Origin of the sequence: Actinoplanes sp. NPDC048967, assembly GCF_040649415.1 — a bacterium.
Classification (GTDB): Bacteria; Actinomycetota; Actinomycetes; order Mycobacteriales; family Micromonosporaceae; genus Actinoplanes.
In genome coordinates this window covers 79,394-104,657 of sequence record NZ_JBEZFL010000003.1, presented here as the reverse complement: position 1 = coordinate 104,657, position 25,264 = coordinate 79,394, and the positions used below count along the sequence as shown (strand labels likewise).

At 70.3% G+C, this 25,264-nt stretch carries 14 protein-coding genes and 1 tRNA gene; 2 read left to right on the top strand and 13 right to left on the bottom strand.

Annotation, left to right across the window (positions count from 1 at the left end; genetic code table 11):
• Nucleotides 1-18: 18 nt before the first annotated feature.
• Nucleotides 19-1,281, bottom strand: coding sequence for an MFS transporter (locus tag AB0C12_RS13015; protein WP_360547333.1), 1,263 nt, complete (start codon nt 1,279-1,281; stop codon nt 19-21).
• A 122-nt stretch (nt 1,282-1,403) separates the two neighbouring features.
• Between AB0C12_RS13015 and AB0C12_RS13010 the strand changes: the two genes are divergently transcribed.
• Nucleotides 1,404-2,063, top strand: coding sequence for a VOC family protein (locus AB0C12_RS13010; RefSeq protein WP_360547331.1), 660 nt, complete (start codon nt 1,404-1,406; stop codon nt 2,061-2,063).
• Nucleotides 2,064-2,069: 6 nt separating this feature from the next.
• On the opposite strand, the gene AB0C12_RS13005 is transcribed toward AB0C12_RS13010, so the two are convergent.
• From AB0C12_RS13005 to AB0C12_RS12975, 7 genes are all read right to left on the bottom strand, one after another.
• The gene (locus tag AB0C12_RS13005) at nt 2,070-2,474 is read right to left on the bottom strand and encodes an NUDIX domain-containing protein (protein WP_360547329.1); all 405 of its coding nucleotides are present in this window, start codon (nt 2,472-2,474) and stop codon (nt 2,070-2,072) included.
• A gap of 50 nt (nt 2,475-2,524) precedes the next feature.
• Nucleotides 2,525-2,926 carry a DUF1232 domain-containing protein gene (locus AB0C12_RS13000; protein WP_360548974.1) on the bottom strand — a complete coding sequence of 134 codons (402 nt, stop codon included), beginning with the start codon at nt 2,924-2,926 and terminating at the stop codon, nt 2,525-2,527.
• Between the two features lie 59 nt (nt 2,927-2,985).
• Complete coding sequence (locus AB0C12_RS12995; RefSeq protein ID WP_360547327.1) at nt 2,986-5,709, bottom strand: DUF3488 and transglutaminase-like domain-containing protein; 2,724 nt, start codon at nt 5,707-5,709, stop codon at nt 2,986-2,988.
• A gap of 46 nt (nt 5,710-5,755) precedes the next feature.
• Complete coding sequence (locus AB0C12_RS12990) at nt 5,756-6,901, bottom strand: DUF58 domain-containing protein (RefSeq protein WP_360547325.1); 1,146 nt, start codon at nt 6,899-6,901, stop codon at nt 5,756-5,758.
• Between the two features lie 130 nt (nt 6,902-7,031).
• The gene (locus AB0C12_RS12985) at nt 7,032-8,018 is read right to left on the bottom strand and encodes a MoxR family ATPase (RefSeq protein WP_360547323.1); all 987 of its coding nucleotides are present in this window, start codon (nt 8,016-8,018) and stop codon (nt 7,032-7,034) included.
• Between the two features lie 9 nt (nt 8,019-8,027).
• Complete coding sequence (locus AB0C12_RS12980) at nt 8,028-10,667, bottom strand: fibronectin type III domain-containing protein (protein ID WP_360547321.1); 2,640 nt, start codon at nt 10,665-10,667, stop codon at nt 8,028-8,030.
• A gap of 127 nt (nt 10,668-10,794) precedes the next feature.
• On the bottom strand, nt 10,795-12,255 hold the full coding sequence (locus tag AB0C12_RS12975) for a tetratricopeptide repeat protein (RefSeq protein WP_360547319.1): 1,461 nt from the start codon (nt 12,253-12,255) through the stop codon (nt 10,795-10,797).
• A 188-nt stretch (nt 12,256-12,443) separates the two neighbouring features.
• Between AB0C12_RS12975 and AB0C12_RS12970 the strand changes: the two genes are divergently transcribed.
• Nucleotides 12,444-12,528 (top strand) — tRNA-Leu (locus tag AB0C12_RS12970).
• A 308-nt stretch (nt 12,529-12,836) separates the two neighbouring features.
• Here the strand turns inward: AB0C12_RS12970 and AB0C12_RS12965 are convergent.
• The 5 genes from AB0C12_RS12965 to AB0C12_RS12945 form a co-directional block, all read right to left on the bottom strand.
• Nucleotides 12,837-13,202, bottom strand: a complete 366-nt coding sequence (locus AB0C12_RS12965; RefSeq protein WP_360547317.1) for a hypothetical protein — start codon at nt 13,200-13,202, stop codon at nt 12,837-12,839.
• 226 nt (nt 13,203-13,428) lie between these two features.
• Nucleotides 13,429-15,264 (bottom strand): DUF1998 domain-containing protein, encoded by a 1,836-nt coding sequence (locus tag AB0C12_RS12960; protein ID WP_360547315.1) that lies wholly within the window; start codon nt 15,262-15,264, stop codon nt 13,429-13,431.
• 1 nt (nt 15,265) lies between these two features.
• Nucleotides 15,266-18,478, bottom strand: a complete 3,213-nt coding sequence (locus AB0C12_RS12955) for a helicase-related protein (protein WP_360547313.1) — start codon at nt 18,476-18,478, stop codon at nt 15,266-15,268.
• A complete protein-coding gene (locus tag AB0C12_RS12950; protein WP_360547311.1) occupies nt 18,478-20,331 on the bottom strand; it encodes a UvrD family DEAD/DEAH box helicase in 1,854 nt (617 codons plus the stop codon). The genes AB0C12_RS12955 and AB0C12_RS12950 overlap by 1 nt, the downstream gene beginning before the upstream one ends.
• Nucleotides 20,328-24,992 carry a DEAD/DEAH box helicase gene (locus tag AB0C12_RS12945; protein ID WP_360547309.1) on the bottom strand — a complete coding sequence of 1,555 codons (4,665 nt, stop codon included), beginning with the start codon at nt 24,990-24,992 and terminating at the stop codon, nt 20,328-20,330. Before AB0C12_RS12945 ends, AB0C12_RS12950 begins: the two co-directional genes overlap by 4 nt.
• Nucleotides 24,993-25,264 lie beyond the last annotated feature (272 nt).

The window sequence follows — 25,264 nt, the reverse complement described above, 5'->3', positions numbered from 1 at the left end:
CTGCCGGGGCAGGCCCGGTCATGGGGCTCGGCGTGCCGAGATGCCCGCCAGCACCGTCCCCACGCAGAGGGCGGCGGCGCTGAGCCCCAGCGACCAGTGGATGCCGACGACCGCGCCGAACAGCCCGACCGTGACCCCGCTGCCGAACCGCAGCCCGTTGGCCGACATCCCGTAGACCCCGATGACCCGCCCGCGGTCGGCGGGCGGAGCGAGCAGCTGCACCAGGGTCTGCCCGATCGACATCGACGCCAGGTTGGCCACCCCGCCCACGACCAGCAACAACACCGACAGCGGATAGCTGGTCGAGACAGCGAACAGCACGGTGCTCAGCCCGTAGACGCCCGTACTGACAACGGCCGCGGCCACGGTCGGCCGCAGCCGCCCGGTGGCCTCGAGCAGAATGCCGCCGATCACCCCACCGGCGCCGTTGGCGAAAAGCAGGATCCCGTACGCCGTCCCGGCGCTGCCCGCCCCCAGATCCTGCGCGAAGATCGGCATCGACGACTGCATCGAGGCCCCGACGAAGAACGACCCCAGCCCACCCAGTATGATCATGCTGACCAGCGTCCGGTTGGCACTGACCTCCCGCAGCACCCGCACCGAGTCGACAATCCCCATCCGCCGGCGCGGCGCCCGATCGTCGCGGGTGTGCCCGGTGAACTTCGTCCGGAAGAGGAACAACGTCAGCGGCAGATAGAACGCCACATTGACGAAGATCCCGGCCGTCGGCCCGAGCCCGAGCAGCAACGCCGACCCGATGACCGGCCCGAACAGCACCCCCAGGCTGCGGAACGTGGCATTCAGGCGTACGGCGGAAGGCAACTCGTCGTCGCCCACGAAGTCGTGCAGCATCAACTGCTCGGCCGGCCCCCACAACGACCCGGCCAGCCCGTGCAGCACCAGCAGCACACACGCCGACCACACCTGCAGGGAATCGGTCAGGAACAGCACACCCCAGGCCACCGACACGAGAGCGAACAGCGTCTGCGCCGCCTGAATCACCCGCCGGCAGTCGAACCGGTCGGCCAGCCCGCCGAAGTACACGGAGAAGAACAGAAAAGGCAGCCAATGGCTGATGACCTGGAAGCCGGCCAGGGCGGGGGAGTGGAACTTCTCCCAGAGCACCCAGTACGTGATGACGTGCTCGATGTTGTCGGCCATCATCGCGAGCGCCGCCCCGAAAAGATAAGGACGACAGTCCTTGTTCCGGAGGGCGGCGAACTTCCGGGGAACGACGGCAGCCACCGGCGCGTGCGCGGGTATTCCGCAGGCGGCACACATGACAGTCAGACCTCCCCGCGGGCAGCTTCCCCGACCTGACCGGTGACCGCACCGCCGGTGCCGCACCAGGTGACGTGAATTACCCGCTGGTGCCGCGTCGCGCCGCTGTCTAGGGTCTGGCGATGCCCCTGCTCGCCGTGACCATGGAAGCGCCCGACCCGGCCCGGACGGCCCGGTTCTGGGCTGGTCTGTTGCGCCGCGACGTGGTCGAGGACGCCGGTGGCCTGCTGCTGCCGGGCGAGGACGCCCAGCTCGGCCTCCGCTTCGTCGCCGGCCGCGCCGGCCTGCTCGGAGCGAGCCGCATGCACCTGCACCTGACCAGCCGTGACCTCCAGGAGCAACGGCAGACGGTGGCGACGGCGCTGCAGCTCGGCGGCAACCACCTCGACGTCGGACAGAAGCCGGAAGAGGAACACGTCGTCCTGGCCGACCCGGCGGGCTACCCGTTCTGCGTGATCGAGCCCGGCAACGCCTACCTTGCGGGGTGCGGCGTCCTCGGCGAACTCACGTGCGAGGGCAGCCGCGAGGTGGGCGTGTTCTGGAGCAAGGCACTGGGCTGGCCGCTGGTGTGGGACCAGAACGAGGAAACCGCGATCCAGTCCCCACGCGGCGGCACGAAGATCGCCTGGGCCGGCCCACCCGTACCCCCGAGATCCGAACCGAACAGGCAACGCTTCGAACTCACCGCCGCGGCAACCGACGACCTGATCTCCTTGGGCGCCACTCGCTGGGAGAACGGTGCACTCGCCGATCCGGACGGCAACGAGTTCCACCTCAGGTAGACCTCGTCAGGCGCGGGCACCCCGCATCGCTGCCACCACCGCCGTGCGTACGGGTTCGTGAATGAGCGGCGGCAACTCCTCGGGCCGGAACCAACGGATCTGGTCATGTTCCTCCGGAGCGACGTTTGCCGGTGTCCCCTGCCAGTCACCGACAAGCCAGGCGCTGAAGCGCGCGGATCCCTCTCCGTGGCCCTTCTCCAGCCGACACAGATGGATCGCCGAGCCTGGTGCTATCCGCACGCCGAGTTCCTCGTGCATCTCCCTCGCGAGCGCGACCAACTCGGTCTCGCCTGGATCGATGTGCCCGCCGGGCAGATCCCACACGTCCGGGTAGACCTGGCGGTCCGGGCTTCGGTGGACGAGCAGGACTCGACCGTCGCGAACCAGCGCCGCGACCACGATCTCAGGCATGCCTCGGGATTGTGGCATGACCGTCCGACAGAAAGCCGCGACTGCGGCGGTCAGTCCCGGTCACGGCGCGGGCCGAGCAGCCGTTCCAGCAGTCGCGGTTCGCCGGGCCAGGCGGCCATCAGCACCTCCCGGGGCACCCGCCGCCCCGCGTACCGCAAGGCCAGCGCCACCACGACGATGTCATCCAGCGGCCCGATCACCGGAATGAACTCGGGAATCAGATCGATCGGACTGGCCACCCAGATCCCGGCGATGACGATGGCGATCCGAGCCCGCCGCGGCACCCGAGGATCCTTCCGCAACCGCCGCACGGTGGTGACACAGTCCGGAATGAACGCCGCCAGATCCCGCAGAATCCCCGGCGGCAACCGCCGAGCCAGGACCAGCAGCAACGCCCAGCTGACCACCAGACAGGCCACGGCGACACCGAGCCCGATAAGCCAGTCCCGCAAGCTCGTCACCCACCGAACCCTACGGCTCCGCAGCCGCCCCCGAACCCAGTCCCGCCGTGTCAGTCGCGGTGCCAGCGCAGCGGACCCGGGTGCAGGCTCCACCAGAGCCGCCGCCACCAGGACCTCTTGGCCCGCAGCGCCTCGGCATACGCGATCGCCTGCTGCCCGGCCCGCTCAGCCTGCTGCCCATCAGCCGCCCCGGGCGCGAACCCCACCGTGTTGACGGCGCCCACAAGCTCATCCAACGGCGGCATCTCATAGCCCGCAGGCGGCGCGGCAGCCCGCACAGCGCCGAGCCCGTCACGATCCGGCGCATCCTCCGGCCGCCACCCGACAGACGCGGCATCCACCGCGACGACGCCGCCCGCTGTCTCCGACGCGGACCCCGCAGCGGCGCCTCGCCCTCGACCGGCGTCGTCGCCCGGCCCAGCCCCATCGGCCATGCCGGCCTGCCCCGCTTCGCTGCCGCCGGGGCCGTCGACGGCGTCCCGCCGAGCCGACCCGCCCAGACCCGACCCGCTCAGGCCCAACCCGCCCAGGCCCAACCCGCCCAGGCCTTCATCCGATCCGTTCCGGCTCGTGCCTGACGTGCGGGAATCCGCGCCCAATCCATCCAAGTCCGTCCCCGACCGGCCAAGACCCGCGCCCCACCCGCCCGAACCTGGGCCGCCCGGACCGGGCCCGCCCGGACCGGGCCCGCCCGGACCGGGCCCGCCCGGCCGTGAGCCCCCCGGATCCGAAGCGGCACGCGGCCGCCCCCACCGCCGAGCCTTCCGCTCCCGCGGCACCGGCGGCAAAGCCGCAAAAGCCGCCGCCTCGGTAGCCGCCAAATGCCCAGGAACCGGCCTCCCCGCCAACCGCAGAGCGTCCGTGAACTCCAACCAGGCCCCAGTGATCCGCTCATCCGGCGCCCCCACCCCGAGCCGCCGCTGCCGCAAACCCCGCCGCATCACCACCACAGTCGCCGCCGCCGCGATCAGCACCAGCAGCACCGACCCCGAAGCCCCGGTAGCCACCAGCACTCCAGATGCTCCACCGCCCCCAGCCGCCGGCGCCTGAGCAATTACCGGAGGCGCCGAAGCACTCGGCGCCTCGGATGCCGGCGGCGGCTCGGAAGGAGGCGGCGGCGACGGCTTGGGCGTGAAGTCCTCCTCAACCGGCCGCGGCTGGTCACTCTTGGGCGACGGATCAAACGCCACCCACCCCAGCTCGTCGAACAACACCTCGGGCCACGCAACAGCATCACCACCGGTGACCGTGCCCCCGCCCTCGGGCACGTCGAACCCGACCACCACCCGCGCCGGCAGCCCGGTCAGCCGCGCCAGCAACGCGAACGACGCCGCGAACTGCTCCGACGTCCCCCGCTGCCCGCCCTGGTTGCGCGGCCCGAACAGGAAGAACTGCAGATTCGGGTACGCATGCCCGCTCGGCGAGTCCGCGACCTTGCGGTAGTGCTCGGCCAGGAACTCCTCGATGGCCGCCGCCCGGTCGAACGATCCGGCGTTGCCGTCGGACAGCTGCTCGGCCAGCCGCGTGATCGAATCGGGCACTCCCGCACCGACGGTCAGGAAACGCGCCACCGCGTCACCGGTGGGGGAGTCCGCCGCGGGGAGCAGGTTGAAATCAGGCTCCTGAGCTTGGGACGTCACCGTGTACCGCAGCCCCGGCTTCAGTCCCTCCGGGCTGATCAATGTGCCACTCGCCGGGTCGTACGCGACGCGTACCCCGTCCACGCCGGTCGGCGTCGGGACCACCGGCAGGAGCCGCCCGGTCAGCTCATCCACCGTGATGTCCTGCGTGACCTGCCGCGACGGCACGTCGGGCAGCGCGGCCGCGGCCGGCAGCACCCGCCCGGCGTTGCGGTAGGTCGCGCCGACCCGCCACGTCACCCCGTCGTAGTCGGGCAGCACCGCGAGCCGTAACCGCATCCTCCCCTTACCGGCAGCGTCCGGGGCGACGTCGAGCAGCTTCTGCTCCGGCGTCAGCGCCCAGCCGGAGATCCGGTTCAACGGACTCTCGTCCAGGCTGTCCACCTGCGGCGGTTCGACGTACCGCCGGGGGTCGACCGGGGTCGCGGAGACCCGGCCGCCGACCCACGGCCCGACCACGACGATCAGCCCGATGAGGACCACCAGCCCGGCGGCCGCTCCGGCCAGCGCCCGTCCGCGCACGGCCGCGCGGGTCTTCGCCGGTACGCCGGACAGCGCCGGCCCGCTCGCCGGCCGGGCACTGACCGCCAGCGCGACGGCGACGAGTCCGGCGAACAGCACCGTCGGCCACCCGGCCGTCCCCGCATTCGGCCCGACGACGTAGAGCGCGCCTCCATAGAGCGCAGCCGCCGGCACACACCCGAGCAGCACCCGCCCGGACCGCACCGCCACCTCGGCCCCGGCCAGCCCGGCCAGCCAGGCCGCCACCACCGGAACGACGACGGTGTCCGGCGTCGACTCCACCGGAATCATGGCGGTGAGCAGCCGCGGAATCCCGTTGACCAGCGCATCGGTGACGATGCCGCCGAGCGCCCCGGTCATCTCGGCCCGGTTCGCGGCCACCCGCAACGCCCCGAGCGTGTACCCGGCCAGCAGCAGCACCGACATCGGCGCGATCGTCCACGAGGGCAGCCGCCGCGCCGCCACACTGACCCCGACGGACCCGAGCGCCGCGCCCGCGACGAGCTGCATGAGCAATGCGTCGGCATAGATGCGCTCGAGCACCACCCCGGACAGCCCGATCAAAATCACCAGAGCCACGGGTACGACCGCAGCCCGCGCCCACCTCACCATCGGAGCACCCCGCCCGAGGTGTCCAGGGACCGTCGCCGCCGCCTCGTCACCATCCCCGCACCCCGTCCCAGGCGCCGGCGAACTGCACGCCGTCCTCGGCCTCGATGACGATGAGCCCGCCACCGGCCGACACCGGCGCAGCGTCCCGGTCACCGAACAGCCCGGCGATGACGACCGGATAAGCGCCTCGCAAGGCGGTCACCGCACCCAGATCGGCCCGCCCACCCGGCCCGGTCAGATAAACAAGCGTGTCCCCGAGCCGGTTCTGCCGCAGACTGCGCAAGGTCTGGCTGAGATCACCGGCCCGCAGCTCAGCCTCGGTGAGCACATCCAGGAACGGTCCCTCGGCCATCCCCGACACCAGATGCAACGCGACCGGAAGATCCTCCCGAACGGCGGCCGCCACGATCGAAGCCGCAGCCTCGCAACAGGACTCGAACGAGTCAGCCGTCCCGGCACGAACGTCGGGATGTGCCCCGGCCCGATCATCGAGCAGCACAATGATGGTCGGCTCACTGGTGTCGAGCTGCTCGCGAACCATGAGCTCACCGACCTTGGCCGAGCTCCGCCAGTGCACCCGCCGCAGCTCGTCCCCGATGACGTACTCCCGCAACGAATCGAAGGTGATGCTGCCCTGCGGCACCTTGTCGATCCGCCCGTCCAGACTGCGCGCCATACCGGCCGGGACAGCCCGCAGCAGATGAATCCGCGGATGCACCCACACGCTGGTGACCCCGCCATAGGTCCGCGACAACGTCATGAGCCCCAGCGGGTCGGTCCGCGTGACCCGCAGCGGACCAACCGGCACCACACCCCGCCGCTGCGTAGGAACGGGATACTGCACGGTGGTGTCCCGCCCGGGCCGCAACCGCAGCAGCGGAACGGGCACACTCGCCGAACCACACCGATCCGCGGCCACCAGGTTCGCGGCCCGCAGCTTGCTGGTGTTGTGCACGGTGAGCGTCATGGTGGCCGGCTCGCCGCGAGCCACCCGGTCCGGGCTGGCCACCCGATCGACGCCGAGCCCCGGACGCCACACGGCGAAGACGACCCCGCACAGCACGGCGACAGCCGCAGCGGTGCCGAGCAACGCCAGGTCCGGATACCCGAACCTGAAGCCGGCACCGAGCAGAGCCAGCGCGGCAACAAGGACGCCTGCCCCGCGCGCGGTAACACCGCCAAGCCGCCTCACGCCGCCACCGACCGAGGTTCGCCGAAGCCGGCCAGGCCCTGGTAGCCGTCGCTCCGCCACCGGCCCAGGCCCGCCGCGCACCAGCAGCAACTACCGCCGTGCCGACCCGCCCTGCGCTCAGTGCAGACGCTCATGCTCCGACGCGCTGGTTGTCGGGCAGCGGCACCGGCACCGATCGCACCGCGTCCTCCAGCACCTCCACCGCCGTGACCCCGCGCAACTGAGCATCCGGCGACAACAGCACCCGATGCGCGAACACCGGCCCGATCAACGCCTTGAAGTCCTCCGGCAGCACATACCCGCGCCCGTTGATCAGCGCGTAAGCCGACGCCGCCCGGGTCAGCGCGATAACCCCACGCGGACTCACCCCCACCCGAACCTGCGGATGGTCCCGGGTCGCGGCGGCCAGACGCACCGCGTACGTGTAGAGCGGGTCAGCGATGTGCACCCGCAACGCCATCCGCACCATCTCCCCGACGGTGGCCGTGTCGGTGACCGGCTCCAGCGCGTCAGGCGAGCGCATCGCCGCCCCGCGCAGCACCTCGACCTCGACGTCCTCGGCGGGATACCCGACCGACAGCTTGACCAGGAACCGGTCGAGCTGAGCCTCCGGCAGCCGGTAGGTCCCGTCCATCTCGACCGGGTTCTGCGTGGCCACCACCAGGAACGGCTGCGGCACCGGGTGCGGCACGCCGTCGACGGTGACCCGGCGCTCCTCCATGACCTCCAGCAACGCCGACTGGGTCTTCGGCGACGCCCGGTTGATCTCGTCGGCGATGACGATGTTGGCGAACACCGGACCGGGGTGGAACTCGAACCCGCGACTGGCCTGGTTGAAAATCGTCACGCCGGAGACGTCGGAGGGCAGCAGGTCGGGCGTGAACTGGATACGCCGCCACTGACCGCGCACGGCCGCCGCGATCGCCCGGGCCAGCGTCGTCTTGCCCACCCCGGGGACATCCTCGAGCAGCACGTGCCCCTGGGCGAAGAACGCCGTGAGTGCGAGCCGGACGACCTCGGGCTTGCCCAGCACCACCGTGCCGATGCGGTCGGCGAGCTGGGCCGCGACGGCGGCGAAGCCCTGGATGTGCTGGGGCGGCAGGGGTTCGTTGCTCACAGGGGTTCCTCAGCAGGTGGGCAGGTCGTTGATGTCGTCGCCGCCGTCGAGGTTGAGCCAGGCGAACGGGATGTAGTTCTTACCCTCGTACTTGACCTGGACCCACCAGTTCGACTCCTTGTGGTTGTTGTAGATGTAGGAGTCGATGCTGGTGCCCTTCTTCTTGCAGTACGCCTCCAGCCGGGTGCCGGGCTTGGCCCAGCCGACCTGCTTGCTCTGCTGGGACGTGCTGGCGAAGATCTCGTTGCCGTTGCGGCCGTCGCGGTCCTTGTCGCAGTAGTCCGCGGTGTCGCCGTTCTCGCCGTTGTTGCAGGTGGCCGTGCCGAACAGCGCGTCGGTCGCCTGGTTGCGGGTGCGGGCGTCGCTGGTGCCGGCAGCGGTCTTGGCCGTCACCGTGAGCGTGTAGCTGGTGCTCGGCTTCAGGCCGGTGACCTTGAGGCTCGAGCAGCTGCCGGACGCGGAGCCGCCGCCATTGTTCGACTTGACCGTGCAGGTGGCCTGCGCGCCGCCGGCGTTCACGCTGAACGAGACAGTCGCCGTGTTGAACGTCGCGGACGACCCGGTGATCGTGACCACGGGCTTGGGCAGCGTCTTCGCGGTGGCGGTCGCCGCTTCGCTCTCGCCGGCCTCGTTGACCGCGCGGACCTCGACCGAGACGTTCTCCCCGGTGCCGAAGCCGTTGAGCGTCACGCCGGTGCCGTCGGTGACCTCGGTGGTCTTCCCGCCGGCGGCGACCACGTACTTGGTGATCGGGCGACCGTTCTCGGCCGGCGCGGTCCAGGTGACCTGGATGGTGCCGGCCTTGTCGCTGACGGTGGCCGCGTCGATGTTCTCCGGCCGGTTCGGCTTGGCGAACGGCACGACGCTGTTGCTGATCGGTGAGGCTTTGGAGCCGGCGCCACGCTCATTGATCGCGACGACCGTGAACGCGTACTGCTTGCCGTACTCCAGCTCGCCGTCCTTGATGGTCATGGACGTCTCGCCCTTGACCTCGCCGAGCGGGGCGGAGGTGCCGTCACTGACGGCGGTCACCGCGTACCGCTCGATCTCCAGGCCCTGTCCGTTGGCGGCCGGCCAGCTGACCGCGACCGTGCCGTCGGGTTTCGCCTCGGCCGTCGCGGCTGTCGGTGCGTCGGGGACCTCGGAGGTCGGGCGCACCGGGTTGCTGGTGCGGGCCGGGCCGTCGCCCTTCTTGTTGACCGCGTGCACCGCGAACCGGTAGGTCTCGCCGTTCGTCAGGCCGGTGACGTTGAGCGAACGCTGGTTGGCGCCGACCTGGAAGGTCTTGTCGGCGCCCTCGACGACGTACTTGGTGATCTCGGCGCCGTTGGCCGGGGCGGCCTGCCAGGACACCCGGGCTTCGGCGTTGCCGGCGGCGGCGCGCACGTTGCGCGGCGCGCCCGGCTTGCTGACCGGGGGCTTCTTGGGCTTCTGCGGGGGCGGCGGCGGGTCCGGCGGGGTGGGCGGCGGGTCGCCCCCGAGGACGTCGTCGGCGTACTTGTCGACGACGCGGACCTGGTGGGCGTTGTCGACGACGCGCGCGGTGGAGGAGCCGGGGGCGTTGATGAACAGGTAGTTCTCGCGGACCTCGAGCTCGAGAGGGCCGCCGGCCTGCTTGAAGGGGATGCTCTTCTGCTCGCGGCCGGCGGTGTCGAACACGTGCACGGTGCCGGTGGACTCGTCGGCGACGTAGAAGAAGCCCTCCCAGGCGACCGCCGGTTGGAGTTCGCCGCCGTCACCGGGCACCACGAAGTCGGCGACGCCACCGGTCGACGGCACCGCGTACACGTGCCGGGCGTCGGGGACGGTGACCGGCACGACCTGCCCGTCGGTGTGCTCGGGCAGCGTGCCCGGGCCGCTGAGCGGCAGGACCTGCTGGGTGCGGGTGTCGCCGCGGAAGGTCGTGAGGGTGTTGGTGGTGCGGTCGAGGACCGCGACGCCGGTCTCCAGGGTGGACAGGGCCAGATCGTGGCTCGGCGTGGCGACACTCTCGGTGCGGATCTGCACCGGACCGGCCTGCCCGCCCGCCCCGCCGGTGGCATCGCCGTCAGGCAGGGGAGCAGCGGTGATGGCGGACACAGTGCCCTCGCTGGGCACGGCGATCCACAGCCGGCCCTCGCCGTCGAACACGCCGCCGGTGATGCCGGGCGGGTAGCGCAGGGATTCGCCGATGGGGGTGAGCGAGCGCGGGTCGAGCTGACGCACCTCGCCCTGGACGGCGTCGATGACGAACGCGGAATCCTCGTGCAGGGCGACGCTGACACCGATGCCGGCGGTCATGGCGGGCCCGACGAAGATCTGCAGGGAGGTGAGATCCATCGAGCTGATGACACCGGTCTGCATGTCGCGGAGCAGGACGAAGCGGTCGTTCTGCGAGATCTGGACCTGGTGGCCGCGAGCCTGGGGAACGTTGACGCGGGTGTCGACCCGGGCGGTGACGCCGTTGATCCGGGCGGCCTCGCTCTTGGTCTTGCTCCACACCCAGGAGGCGGCGTCGTAGCTGGCGACGGCCTGATCGGCGGCGCCCAGGCCGAGGACGGTGAGTCCCAGGCCGGCGACAAGGCTCAGGACAGTGCCCATGGTGACGAGCCCACCACGACTGCGCCACCGGCGCTTGCGCTGGCCGATCACGACATCTGCACTGGCCACAGCCTGCCTACCTCCCCGTTTGCCGGCGGCGCCCGTTCAGGACGCAGGCCATCATAGGGGGATGGCGGGTGGTGTGGACACCCGGCGAGTCACGGTTGTGGATAGTGATGATCGCCGAGAGTGATCATCATTTGCCGGGCGAGGGCTTGGCCGAGCGAGGGACCCGGCTGGTGCAGACCTGCGGCGAGGTGGAGAACTGGCTGGTGGTGTAAACGGCCACGACAGCGAAGCAATAGTCCAGGTCAGCGTTGAGTCCATTGAGATCGAACGTGGTCGTGGTCGGGCCGACCTGACCCATCGGCCGAAGCTGTTCGCCGGGCTTGCCCCCGGTGACGACGAAAGAAGCACGACCGTTGGCCGGATCAGCCCAGAACAGCTTGACCGACGATCCGTAGTCGCGCATGCGCACATCGCTAGGAGCGGGGCCGGCCAGAGTTGGCACATCAGAGGCCGGATCGTCACCCCGATTGGCCAGGACAACAACAAGCGCGACCACGGCGATGATCACCCCGAAGACCGCGGCGATCGCCGCGAAAAGGGCCGGGGCCTTCCGGGAGTACGACGAATCGCCGGTGCTCGTGGGGACGGCCGAGGTGATCGGCGGCGCGGAGATGATCTGCGGCATGGGCTGATAGACGTCGCCACGAAAGTCGGTCGCGGCAGGCGGTGGTCCAGGCTGCGCAAAAGCCGGGGGTACGCCGTGAGCGCCGCTCGGCGGGACATGAGGCGGCACGGGCTGCCCGTAGGCGGGCGGCGCTGACTGTGACGCGGGGGTATGGCCGTAGGCAGGCGGCGCCGATCGTGACGCGGGCGGCTGGTCGTAGGCAGGTGGAGTCGACGGTGACGCGACGGTCTGGTGGTAATTCGGCGGCGCCGGCTGTGACATGGGCTGGTCGTAGCCGGGGGAAGACGGCGTTGGCGCGGGCACGGCAGGCTGGCCGTAGCTCGACGGTGCCGGCTGCCCGTAGGTCGGATCCGCTCGGAGCTGTCCCGGGTCGGGTTCGGGGAAGTAGCGGGGTTGGGGCTCCGCCACGGGCTGCTGTGGCACAAGGCTTTGCTGGGGCCGTACCAGTGCCTGTTGGTCCTGGGGTGCCTCCCGCTGCGGCGGAACCTGGAAGCGTTGCAGCTGATCGGCCGGCAGCTCCATGCGTACCGTCGGTGGGTCTTCCCCCAGGTAGGAGCCCGCGCGGACGACGGCCCAGTGGTCCGCGCCGAGCACGGCCGGGCCGTGCGCGGCCACCCGGCCGAACGCGCGCCGGGCCTCGTGCCGGTTCTCCATCTCCTCAGCGACCACGCCGAGATCAAAGGAAATCCCCAGCATCACCGGGTCGGTGTCCCCGAGCCGCCACTGCCCGGCCGCGTACGCCTCCTCCAGCACCCGCCGCGCACCGGAAGGATCATCGGCCCGCTGATGCACGGTGGCGAGCTGCTGAGCGGTGAGCAGGACGTCAGGGTCGTCCTCGCCGAGATTGGCCCGTCCCAGATCAACGGCATGCTCGAGCACAGCGCGCGCCTGGCCAAGATCGCCGGAATCGGCAAGGGCCTGCGCACGCTGCCGGGCGGCGAAGAGCGGGGACGGCTGAGACACGCAGGCCATGCTGCCCTTTGCCGTCCGGCGGCGCCAGTGCGGACAGGCGCGGTGTCCCGATATGTCCGGTCCGGGGGTGGCGTGTGGGGGTGCCGGAGGGCCGTGTATATTTCTCTCCTGTGCAGCCCGCCGGGCGGCCACTTGCGGATGCGAACCGCAGGTCGAACCGGTTACGCTGTGCTCACCTTGTCCGGGTGGCGGAATGGCAGACGCGCTAGCTTGAGGTGCTAGTGTCCTTTATCGGACGTGGGGGTTCAAGTCCCCCCTCGGACACACATTAAGCACACGGCCGAGATCGGAACTGACGATCTCGGCCTTCAGTGTCTTCAGGCCCGGCTTGTAGGTCATCATCAGGCCGATGCGGCTGTAGAGCTCCGCCTTGTCGCGTGGATCAGCCTGGCGGAGGACGTCGAGCAGGCTGCTGAGCCCGTCGACAACCGCCCCAATTTGATCTTCGTTGAGTCGCTGTGGGGGGCCGCGCTGATCCGGAGGGCGGCGGCAGCGGTCGCCCGGACAGCGGACGTCTCGCGGATCCAGCCGGCGATGAGGGCGGGGTCGGTGCCGGCGTCGAGCGCGGCGCGTTAGCGCTCGGTCTTGGCGTCGCAGTCCGCGATTCTCTGCTGGAGTCGTTCGCTCTCGTCGTTGGCTTGGTAGGCGGCGAGTTGGGCGCGGTAGTGAGCATCGGCCAACGCATGGAGGTTCGCGGTGAGGGTGCTGCCGCTCAGCTCTTGGCGCAGGAAGCGATCGATGGGCTCGATAATGGTGTCGTAGCGTAGGTAGAGCAATGGCGGGTGGGCGATCTCGTGTTGCCGGGCGAAGTCGCGGGACGCCTTGCAGCGGTAGTACAGCCGGCCGTGGTTGGGGTTGCCGACTGCGAATGGCCCGTCCCCGCGATCGAGGAGGTTGTCGAACCAGATCGTGAAGTCGTCGGCGTCCCGCTGCTCCATGAGGTCCCGAACAGCCGCGAGATCGACTATCTCGTCCTGCTCCTTCTTCTGGACGAATGCGGCCAGATGAGCCGCCCTCCTCCGTGGCAGGTCGGGCTGCGCACGACTTTCGCTACGCCGGCCGACGTGACCACGACACGATCGCAAAAGCCTTGCGGCCGGTATACACCGCATCGACCGAGCCGCGGGCATGGATGGGGCCACTCGCGAGCTCGCGGGACGGCCCTCAAATTTCCAGGAACGGTTGGAGGCTGCCGTCGGGGAGCCCGATGAGCAGGGCCCGGTCGAGGAACGAGTTGTTGACCTCGCAGCTCGTCTCGGGGATCAAGATGCAAGCGTGGCAGGCCGCGCGGTTGAGGCTGTCGGCACCGGATGCCTCGGTTTCCATGCACAGCGGATCGGACGAGCACCAGGAGATGCGTTCCATCGCGGTTCGTAGGGCTGCGGCGAGGTGTCGGGGTTCACCTTCGGCGACGACGCCGCCGAGGCTTCCGGCGGAGTCGCTGGTCGCGGTGTAGATCAGCACGCCTGCCATGTCATCGGAGACGTAGAGCCTTTCGCGGAGGGCGGCGGCGGGGTAGCCGGCGTTGAGGCTCCATTCGTTGATCATGGTGTGGGCCAGGGTGTGGACCAGCACGAAGCGGGCGGTGACCGGAGAGGCGGGCGCGACGGGTCCGGTGGTGCCGGTGCGGGAGGCGAGCAGCGCCTCGTGATGGGCGCGGATCATGGCCGCCCGGTGGCGGGCGGGTGCCGAGGCCGGGCTGATCTCCCATTCGCGGAGCCGGTCTTCGTCGAGGCGCAGGAACACGCCTTCGCCGATGACCTCGATGCCGGGCAGCCAGGTGGTGGCGGTGAGGCTGAGGGGAGCGTGTCGTGCGGTGTCGGCGAGATTGGTCGGTGGGTGCAGTCTGGTGAAGGCCTGCAGGACCCGGACCTCGCGGAGGCGTTTGACCAGCATCGGTGTCGCCAGGGCGCGGGGGAGGGGGTGGTCGGGGTCGGGGCGGGCTGCGACGCAGGTGAACTCGTGGGTGTCGGCCTCGTGGGAGAGCTGTTTGAACTCCTCGACGCGCAGGTCGTCAGCGGCTTCGAAGCCGGTGGTGGTGGACGGGTCGGGTCGTTCACCGGCGAGGTAGCTCTCGTAGTCGCGGACCGCTCGGACGACTTCCTCGGCGGTGTAGCGGTCGCCGAAGGTCTTGGCGGCGAGGCGGGCGATGACGTCGTCGGGTTCGCCGTGCCACATCGTCAGGTGGGGGTGGATGTCGGTGTACAGCTGTCGGGAGAACGGCGGGATGGACAGGGCGGAGCGCATGACGGCGAACCAGGCTGCGGACGAACCGCGTTGCAGGACGCGTGGAGGCTTGTCGCAGCCCTGTTCCCGGGCGCCCTGTCCGAGCCACGGCCGTCCGCCACCGCAGGTGTATTTGATGCGTTTGAGCGCTCCGGCGCTGAAGGCGCCCTCCATCGATGAGTATTTTCCGCAGCTGCAGCGGATCTCGATGGAGCGTAGGGCGGCGGTGCGTCCGGTGGTGGAGAACGAGAGACGGTGCTGGGTGTCGTGGCCGCCGCCGGGGCGTCCGACGTGTACCCAGTGCCAGTAGGGGAAGTCGCCGAGGTGCCCGTCCTCGCAGACGACCACGAACCGTGACGGGGTGAGCTGGCCGGAGCAGGCCGCGCATTCGGTCTTGTCGGGTGGTGAGTTGAAGTCGCCGAAGCGGCGCAGGTTCTCCTGGCAGCCGTCGGGATTGGCGGTGGTGCGTCCGGGGCAGCTGTACATGTCGGGGAAGCGGCGGACCCGGACACCGTCGCCGGCCGGTGGGTCGGCGTACGGGGGCAGGCGGAAGCGTTCGACGCCGAGGCGGCGTTGCAGGCGGAACTCGCGTAGTTCGGGTGCGTCGTCGGTGTTCCAGCCGTCGAGGCCGCTGATGATGTAGGACTGTTCGCCGACGGCGACCATGGAGCCGATGCCGTAGGTGGTGATCAGTTGATTGCGGCGGACGCTGCCAAGGGGCTTCTTCTTCGGTGGCGGCGGGGCGGAGCCTTGTTTACTCTTGCGCAGGGCCATGTCATCGCTCCAGGTACAGGTCGGATTCCACGTCGACGTCGCGTAGGCTCCACATGGTGTCCCAGGCCTCGTCGAGGTCGTCGTCGCCTTCGAACGAGCGCAGCAGGGCCGATCCCGGTGGGCGTTTCCTGTTCGGCTGCTTGCGCGGCGCCTCGTACAGCAGGGCGCCGGAGGCGGCCATCGCGCACCAGTCGTCGATGAACGCGTCGAGTTCGTCGGCAACCTGCTGCTGCTCGGCCGGGGCGACACGGGCGACACGAGCGACGATGACCGCCGCGTACCGGCGGACCTCGGTCACGAAGCCGGCGACGTCACCGGCGGCGGTGTTGGGTCGGGCTGGCGGGTGCATCAGCCGGACGAGCCCGACCAGAACGGCGTGCAGGGCACGGTCGCGGGCCCGGGCCGCGAACGGGGTGACGCTGGTCGACTCGACCTGCCGGTACAGCGCGGAGTGGTAGGGGCGGAACCCCTCGTAGTGCGAGCGGTCCCGTGAGCGTGCGGCGTTGAGCATCGTCACGACCAGGCCGGGGTGCAGGCGACCGACGCGGCTGGACGCCTGGATGTACTCCGCGGTGGTCTGGGGCTGTCCCATGATCGCCATGAGTCCCAGGCGGTCGACGTCGACGCCGACGGAGATCATGTTGGTGGCCAGTACGGCGTCGACGGTTCCCGGGTCGGGCAGAGCGACGAACAGTTCCCCGAGTTGGCGGGGGATCTCGCTGGAGTCGATGCGGCTGGTCAGTTCCCGCTGGTGCACGACGTCGCGCACGGCGACGTCGTCGCGGACGGCGAGCTGACGCAGGCGTTCCACGACGTCGGCGTGGACCTGCAACTCGGCGGCCGACAGTAGTCGCAGGCTGCTGAAGTAGCCGATCAGCGTCCAGTAGGCGTCGCGGACCGCGTCGTTGCCGTCGGTGGTGAGCGCACCGTGCAGCAGCGCCGCGTAGGTGCGGATCAGCAGGCTCGCCTGGCTGGTCCCGGGTGCCATCAGTCCCAGATACAGCCGGGAGCCCTTCGCGTCTGGTGCCGCCTCGACGGCGAACCAGGAGTCGCGGGCGTCCAGGGCCGCCGGGGGGAACTGGCGCACGTCGCGGTCGAACAGGCGCAGGGTCTGGTCGCCGGCGCGGCGGATGGTGGCGGTCGAGGCGATGATCTTCGGGGTGTCTGCGGCGACGTCGATGGCGCACTCGTACAGCCCGGAGAGGCTGCCCAGCGGCCCGGAGATCAGGTGCAGCTCGTCCTGGACGACCAGCTCCGGTGGGGGAGTGCCGTCCGGGGCGCCAGCGCGGTTGAAAAGGTGGGCGACCTTCTCGCGCCAGGCGATCTGGGCGAACTTGTCGGAGGTCGCGATCACCAGGGTCGGTCGGACCGTGTAGAGGTCCTCGTCGATCACGTGGACCGGCACGCCGGTCCGGAACGGGCAGCTCTGGTCGTGGCAGCGCAGCGTGGCGGTGCCCGCCGCGGTGTCGATCGTGTGGTTGGTGTGGTCCATGGCGGTTCCGCACCAGGGGCAGGCCTGCAGCTGTACCGGGTTCTTCTCGCGCAAGGTCCTGCCGTTGCGGAGCTGGTCCAGGCTCTTCTGAGCGTCGGCGAGGGTGTTCGGTGTCGCGGCACGGCCGACCCACATGCCGATGGAGATCGGTTCGTCGCCCAGCGGTGCGGTGCGGTCGGCGCGGATCCGTTCCATCGCGCAGATCAGCGTCGCGGCCCGTTCGAACTGCTGCAGGGTCAGCAGTCGCAGGGTGTAGCGCATGATGACGGTGACACCGCCGCCGGTGCGGTCCTGACCGCGCTCGTGGGCCCTTAACCGGCGCAGGAAGGTCGTGAACGCGATCAGGCCCAGGTAGGCCTCGGTCTTGCCGCCACCGGTCGGGAACCACAGCACGTCGGCGATCCGCCGGTCCGCATGGTCGCGGTCGGTGACACCGTTGAGGCAGAGCAGCAGGAAGCCGATCTGGAAGGGCCGCCACGCCGGGGTCGTCTCGTCGGGTCGTCCGGTGCGTCCGGCGCGCATCCAGGCCGTGCGGGCCCGTTGGGTGGCCATGGCCCGGTTCATCAGCCGGAACGCGGTCATCGCCGTGGGATCACCGGCCAGCCGGGCGATACCGCTCTCCATGCGGCGTGCCGTCTCGGTGCAGGCGGCGAGCTGGTCGGCCGCGACCGACGCGAACTCCGTGGCCTGGAACGCCGCGGCGTGCCCGGCGCGGTCGGTGATCCACGCACGGTACTGCGTCACGACGCGTGTCAACGACGCGAGGACCTCGGTGTCGGTGCCGGCAGCGAATCCGAGCATGGACTGCTGCTCCACCTCCGGGTTGGAGTCGCTCAACAGCACGTCGGTGCGGGGCACGAACGAGGTCCACACCGCGTCCGTGCGGGCGGGGGCGACGTGCGGGCGTTCCCGGGGCCCCGGGGGATCCCAGCGCCAGTCGGCGGCGCAGCCGTGTCCGGTGGCGAAGTGGGGTGCGTGCCGGTGCAGCAGGCGGCTCTGCAGGACCTCCGGGTCGGTGCTCGGTGTGATCCGGCTGCGGTCGACGATCGCCGCGGCCCCGTCCGTGGTCGACACGGTGATCACGGGCTGGAACAGGCACCACCGGTCGACAAGTTCCGCCGGGTCGGCTTCGGCGACGTTCACGATCCCGACGGTGATGGTCGCGGTGCCGTGCTCGTCGGTCGCGCGTACCCGCACACGCACCTGGACGTCGGGGACCTCCGCGAACGTGTGCGTGTTCGACCCGACCGCGGTGGTGGTCACCGGGATCGGGTCGAACACCAGGGCGCGGCGTCGCCAGCGCACGGTGTCGGCGTCGTCGGTGGCCCGCAGCTCGCGACGCTTGGCCTCGGTCGGTGCGCCTGCGGCGTCGATCGGCTCGTACCGGGCGGCCCGGATCCGCAGGTGGATCGTGGGAGCGCCGACGGCGTCGACGGCGAAGGTCATACCCATGGCGGACGGCGCCCTGCTGTTGGCCAACGACACGCCGGTGTCCGGCGCCTCGCCGTAGTCGACGCGGGCGAGGTCCACGTCCGTCTCATCGACGGCCTGTTCCACGACGACTGCGGCCTGTCGCGACGGGTACAGCACACCGGTGACGTAGGCCGTGGCGGGCTCCTCGTCGAGGATCTCGTCCGCGCCCTTCGCCGGTCCGAGCAGGTCGTTCTCGACGCCGTCGACGAGGGTCCGACGGAACGCGTAGTGCCGGTCGGGTGCTGCCATCACTGGTCCTCCTTGCGGTCGAAGTCGAAAGAGGCGAGGCCGACGAGACGCGGAGCGAGCCACACGCCGTGTGGGCCGAGTCCGGCGCGTTCGCCCGCCGCCCGGCTGCCGGCCACCGGGACCACCGCCTGGACCCGGACTCCGCGGATCGTCCGCGGGTAGAGCGGTGTCCAGGACTTCGTCCGCTTCATCAACCGGTGCAGAGCCGCCCGGAACGCGTCCGACATCACGGCGATCGGGTCACCGTCACGCACGACGAGATACTCCGGGGCTAGGTCTTCGCCCGAGGAATGGTCGTGGAGTCGTTCCAGCACGACGGCGTCGCCCGGTACGACGTCCTGCCGCAGTGTGCGCTGCATCCCTGCGGGATCAGCCGTGAATCCCGTCAGACCCGCCGGTTCCTCGACGTGCACGTCACCGGCCAACAGTTCCACGCCGCGCGGCAGCCGGTTGCGGCTGTACCGTGCCCAGCGGCCGGTCCGGTCGTCCTTACGGACGTCCCACCGCCCCAACGGATCCAGGCGCAACAGGTCCCGGCGGGTCCGGGTCAGAGCGACGTAGAGGGCCCGGGCGGCCTCGGCGCCGTCCACGTCCTCGCCGTCACGCAGCGGACCGGGATCGGCCACCAGCACCCGGTCGAACTCCAGGCCCTTGGCCCGGTGGAAGGAGGACACCACGACCGGGGCCCGGGGCAGGTCGAACTCGTCGGGCAACCGCCGTGCCGCGAGCAGGGCCCGCAGCCCGTCCAACGCGACGGACCGACCGCCGGGCCCGGGCGCGACCCGCAGCAATGAGCGCCAGACGACCTCGCCGTCGACACCGCCCGGCGCACCGGTCACGGCCTGCTCGATCTGATCGCGGGTCGCGGCCCGGCCGGTCGACCGGAACAGCGTGTCGATCCAGATCGGGACGATCCGGTCGCGGGCGTCGCGGGTCACCGTGTGCGCGACGCCCGCGCCCGCCAGGGCCTCCGCGGCCAGCAGTGCCTCCCCGTTCGTGCGGCACAGGATCGCGGTCGTCCCCGAGTGCGACCGCACGGCGTCGAGCACGAACCTGTCCGTGAGAGCGCCGAGGTCGAGCACCGGTGGCCCGAGGCAGTCGCGCAGCCCGCGGTAGGCGGCCTCGGCGGCCGCCGGGTCGCCGTCGTCGACGGCCCGGCGCAGCAGCGGCCCGTACTCAAGGGCGGTGCGGGCCTCGTCCGTGCCGGCGCGGAAGTTCTGCGTCAGGGTGAGCTGCACCAACGTCGAGGCGAACGTGTCCCGCAGCTGGCGCACGAACAGCCCCGCCTCCCGGGCCCGCTGGTCCGGATCCTTGACCTGGAAGCCGTAGATCGACTGGGCGGCGTCACCGACCACCGTGAACCCGCAGTCGAAGCGTTCCAGCAGTTCCTGGACGAGCTGTCGGCGGCACCCGACGAGGTCCTGGACCTCGTCGACGATCACATGGCGCAGGTCCTCGAACAGGTCGTCGGCCCGTCCCTCGCCGAGTGCCAGCGTGGCCGACGTGATCCGCTCGTCGAACGACGTCTGCGTCCAGTCGCGTTCCGGTGTCGTCTCGACCAGGATCCGCAACGCCCACGAGTCGAAGGTCTGGGCCCGCACGTAGCGGCCGCCGCCGGGCAGTGTGCCCAGCCGCTCGGTGATCTCGCGCACCGCGGCGCGGGAGAACGACAGGACGAGGATCTCCTGCGGCCGCAGCCCGCCGTCGCCGGTCAACCGGTCGATGCGCCGCATCAGCACGTGCGTCTTGCCCGCCCCGGCGCCGGCGGTGACCAGCACCGCCGCGTCCGCCGGCTGCTCGACGACGGCCCGCTGCTCGTCGGTCAACACTGCTGTGGCGAGGTCCACGCTCATCGGTTCGGACGCCACAGGTGCTCGAAACCGGTGAACGCCAGCGACTTCTCCCAGTTGACGATGTTGTCCTTCACGTCGAGGATCAGGCAGCGTTCCTTGCCCCCGTTGCGCGGACCGCGGAGCCCGCGACCGATCATCTGCTGGTAGAGGTTGGGGCTGTAGGTGGGCCGGGCGATGACGACCACCCGTGTCGCCGGGGCGTCGAAACCCTGGGCGAGGACACCGAAGTTCGTGATCACCCGGATACCGCCCCGGCGGAACCGTTCGATGAGCACGCGGCGCTCCGGGGTCGGGGTGTCGTTGTCAATCGCGGCGGAACTGATCCCCCGGCGATTGAGCATGGCCGTGAGCAGCTTCGAGTGGTTTACCGACGCGGCGAAGACCAGCACCGGCCAGTCCGGGTCGAGCGACGCGATCTCCTTCAGCAATGTCTCGTTGCGCTTATGGTCCTGACCGATGCGTTCCTCCGCCGCCGAGGGCAGGAACCGCACCGACGCCGCCGACGCGCGTTCGGCGTCGGTCACCGAGACTGTGGCTCCCGGGAGCTCCCGGTGGTCCACCCTGGCCAACATCCTCTGGTCCTGTAGGTAGGAGTACGGATCGACGTCGGGGAACAGGCCGTCGTCCAGGCGGTAGCCACCGAACCGTCCGACGAGCTGCCGTGTCTCGTCCTCGTCCGGGCGGAACGGTGTGGCGGTCAACCCGACCAGCGGCCGCTCGGTCCGCGAGCGGGTCAACCCCAGCTGTTCCAACAGGGCGGTGTAGCGCTTGTTGACCGCCCGATGGGCCTCGTCGACGACCACCACCGAGGCCTCGCGTAGCCACGCGTACGCGGGTGTCTTGAGATGCTCCTCGAGTTTCACATCCGTCGCGACGACCAACTGCGGATTGTCGGTCACCGGTGTCGCCGAGTTCCCGCCCCAGAAACGGTTGACGGTGAGCCGCTGCCGCGGGCCGACCTTCGACCACACGAACTTCCAGCTCTGCACGGCCTGCTCACACAGCTCGTCGGCCTGCGCGATCCACAGCACGGGACCGTCGAGGCCCCCCTCGCGCATCACGCGGATGATCGCCTCCACGGCCACCCGGGTCTTACCGGCCCCGGTGGGCAGCCGGAGCAGACCACGCCCCGGCGTCGACCGGCTCAGCAACTCCATCAGAGCGGCGACCGTCTGCTCCTGGTAGGGGTGCAGACCCGGCAGCTCCGTCGGCCCGAACACCTCCTCAAGCTCCGGGGGGGAGACCTTCGGTGAACCGGCGAAACCCTCGGGGAACCGTAGATCGTCGACGAAACGCCGGGCCGAGATCGAACCGTTGAACGCCCCGGGGGCGTCGTCGTGCGCGGCGCGGATGTCGGCACCGTAGTGCCGCAGCACCCCGTCGCCGTAGGCGTGGATCGCCAGCTCCGCCACGAGTTCCGGCGCCGACACGCCCCCGTCGGCGCGACGTTCGGCCTCCTCCAGACCCGACGGCAGACCCGTTCGCAGCTTCTGCTCACCGACCAGCGCCAGCAGCTTGGCCGCGGGGGTGGCCGCCTGACGCACCCGGCGGCGGTGCTCACCACCCTGCTGACGCCGCAGCCCGTCCAGGATCGCCAGGCGACCGCGCTCCCCGAGCCCCATCTGCAACGCGGCGTCGATCCCGCTCAGCAGCGCGTCGTCGTTCTCCGGTAGCAGCACCAGGACGGTGTTGCCCTCAGTCGCCTCGGACAAGACCCTCGGCTGCAGACCGTGCGGGGAACGGGTGATCTCCTCGAGCTCGGTGCACCGCGTGACCGTCCAACCGTCGAGCCCCGGCCGGTGGACCCGAAGATGCGGGAAGAGCTCGAGCAACGGCGTCGCCGGGGATTCGGCGACGTACCGGATCTCCTGCTTGATCGCATCACGCGACGACCGCATCCCCCAGGTCTCGACCATCAGCGCCGCCGCGTCGACCGACGGCACCAACAGCGCCGGCACTGACGACGAGACCAGGATGTCGTACTCCGAGCGCTGCGCCGTCACCACGATCTCCGCGTCAGGCACCTCCGAACTCCACACCGAACCGACCCGGCAGCGGGTCGTGACACCCTCCGGCCAGTCACCGCCGGCCTCGAGCACCAGGGCGTACACGGTGCCGGGCAACTCGTCGTCCGAACTGTCGGAGGCCAGCACCAGGGCCCGTTCGAGCATCTCGGCCGAGAGGTCCTCGACACGGGCCGGCAGGTCGAACGCGTCGGCCAGCGCACCGGGGACCTCGGCGACCGGCAGGACCGCACGATACTGCCCCAGAGCCGGCGCGACGCAGGCGGCGACCGGGGTGACACCCAACGACGTGCGTAGGTGCCCGACCGACTTCGCCATCCACACGAACGGCGAGTCGACGTTCATCTGCGTCGCCGCCTGCCTGCCCATCTGCACGGTCCACGTCGACACCAAGCCGTGTGCGGGCAGGCTGTGCAGGAACGCCGCACCGCCCTCCGGCGACAGCACGTGCAGGAAACGCAGTGGACCGAACGTATTTGCACCGTCCAGACGCATCGTAGACACCTGCGGACGCCGTGCGGTGTCCTCCAGGGTCTCCACATAGGCGCGCCACGCCGCCTCCCGGTACTCCACGTGGAACCACTGTTCACCCGCCGGATCCTGGTTCGCGATCGGGCGGTCTACCATGCCCAACTCGACCAGGACCTCACGGTCACCCGCGTGCATCGTCATGTCCACGGCGATCGAGGCGTCCCTGCTCCCGTCCGCGGGCACCACCGGCCCCGGCAGCAGACAGGAGCCCACCGGACGGAACCGACCGTCCATCGCACGGACCTTGATCAGATCGACCGTGTCGGGCCGGTCCCGGATGATCTCCATCGACGCCAGCGGACCGGCGGCCCGCGACAACGCCCAGAAGGCGTGCCACTGCTCGTCGGCGTAGCCGTACAGGCCCTGGCCGAGGACCGCGGCGAACCGGCCCGCCGCATCCGCCTCGTGGATGCCGAGCACGGTCAGCGCCTCGGGCACCTCGGCCTCGGCGACCACGTCCTCGCTCACGTACACCAGGTCGTCGGCCAGCGCGTCGTCCCCGGAACGTCGGAAGACACCGCCCAGTGACGGCGCCACCAGACTCCCGGAGTCCGACAGGACGATCCGCGCCCGGACCGCCTCCTCGGCCAGCGCATGGTCGGCCTCCACCAATCCGGCAGCGATCCGGATCGCCGCCGCGGACCCCTGCGCATTGCGGTCCGCGGCCAACGCCTCCAGCCAGAGCCGCACCGACGCGTCGGGTCGCCCCGCCCCAGCGAGGATGAGATTCACCCGCGCCCGCCGATCCCGCTTCTCCGCCGAGTGGTGCACCCACTCCGCCGGAGCACCGCCACCAGAGGCCCACAGCTTCAACCACTCCTCGCGCAGCCCTTCGGGATGGAACTGCATCTCCACGGGCAGGCGGAACGCGCCGAGCTGGTCCACCAACGACCGTCGCTCCGCCGCGGCCGTCCAGATCGCGGCGGTGAGACGTTCGTCGGCGAACTGCGGCGCCTCGCGGCCACGACCCGGCAGGAAGTCCAGGTAGCCGGCCGGATCGGAGGACTCGGAGATCAGCGGCAGACTGTCGACGACCAGTCCCGCGGCCACGTCTAGCAACTCGTCGTTGAACGCGTTGCCGTCGAAGATCGCCTGGCGGTCCTCCGACGTCTTCCACGGCGCGTTCAGGATGCCGCGCAGCGTGGTGGCGAACTTGGTGGGGAAGAAGGCCCAGAACACCCCACGCGCCCCACTGGCCGCCGGCACCGCCCACGACACGTCGATCTCCGGCCGGTCGTGCAGTTCCCCCGCCGCCTGCAGCGCCTGCGGACTGGGACGATGAGTGCGGGTGAACACCCGCCACTCCTGAACGCTCAACTTGTCGGGGTCGGTCGTCTCCTCCAACGTGTGCCGATCGCCGGCCACACGCTGCACGATCCGTCGCCGCTCCCGGGGCTCGTACCGCCGGTCCTCGAGCGTCAGGCTCCCGACATGCGGTGAGAAGAGCAGGAACTCGATCGGGAACGAGGCCAGGTCAGCGCTCAGACCGTCACCGCGATCGCCGCGCAGCGGCAACCGGACCACCGTCGTCGCCCAGGCGAACAACTCGTCGAGCACCGGATCCAGCTGTCGGCTCCGCGCCGCGTCGAGCGGCCGCGCCATCCGCAGGACCGGGGTCTCCTGCAGCCCGGGACGGACACCGCGGATCTGCTCCGAGGACCAGTCCCGGTCGAAACCGAAACCGAAATCGACCCCCTGCGCGCGGCTGAAGAACTGCGGAGTGTCCGAGATCGCGAGAACCGATTTGACGCCCACCCCGAAACGACCGATCTGTCCACCGCGTTTACGCGACACACTCATCCGGAGAATCGTGTCCGCGCCCTCCGGAGTCACCGGAGCTCCCTCGTTGGCGCAATACAGGTGCGTAGCCGTCAGGACGACGGCGATCGCACCGCCCGGCGTCCCCCGGATCTCGTCGGCCGCGTTCTGTACGAGCTCGAAGACCTGCCGGTCCCCGTAACCGCCCTGCGCGATGCGCCGTTCATTGTTGGCGTGCTCATCGACGAGGCCTGGGTCGACCCGATAGGTCTCCAGGACACGACGGGACTGAGCGACCACCACATCGATGACGCTCGGACCGGATCCCGATTCGCTGTCGTCGTACACAGCCTGACCCCCACAAATCGACAGCGGCGACACCCGACACGTCGGGCGTTCAGCGGTTGAAGCAATGAGGGGATCTTAGGTCACGGCAAACGGATTTTATCCGATACGCAAGGCCCTCAAGGACCACTTCCGAACTATCTCCGGCATTTTGACGGCCAGGAGCAGGGGTACCCGGTACCATCAGCCGGAAAGTGTCGCCAAGAGAGACCTTTTTCCAAAGACGAGTGTCGCGAATGGCAAGATGAGCAACTGATCGTCGAGGACCGGGCGTG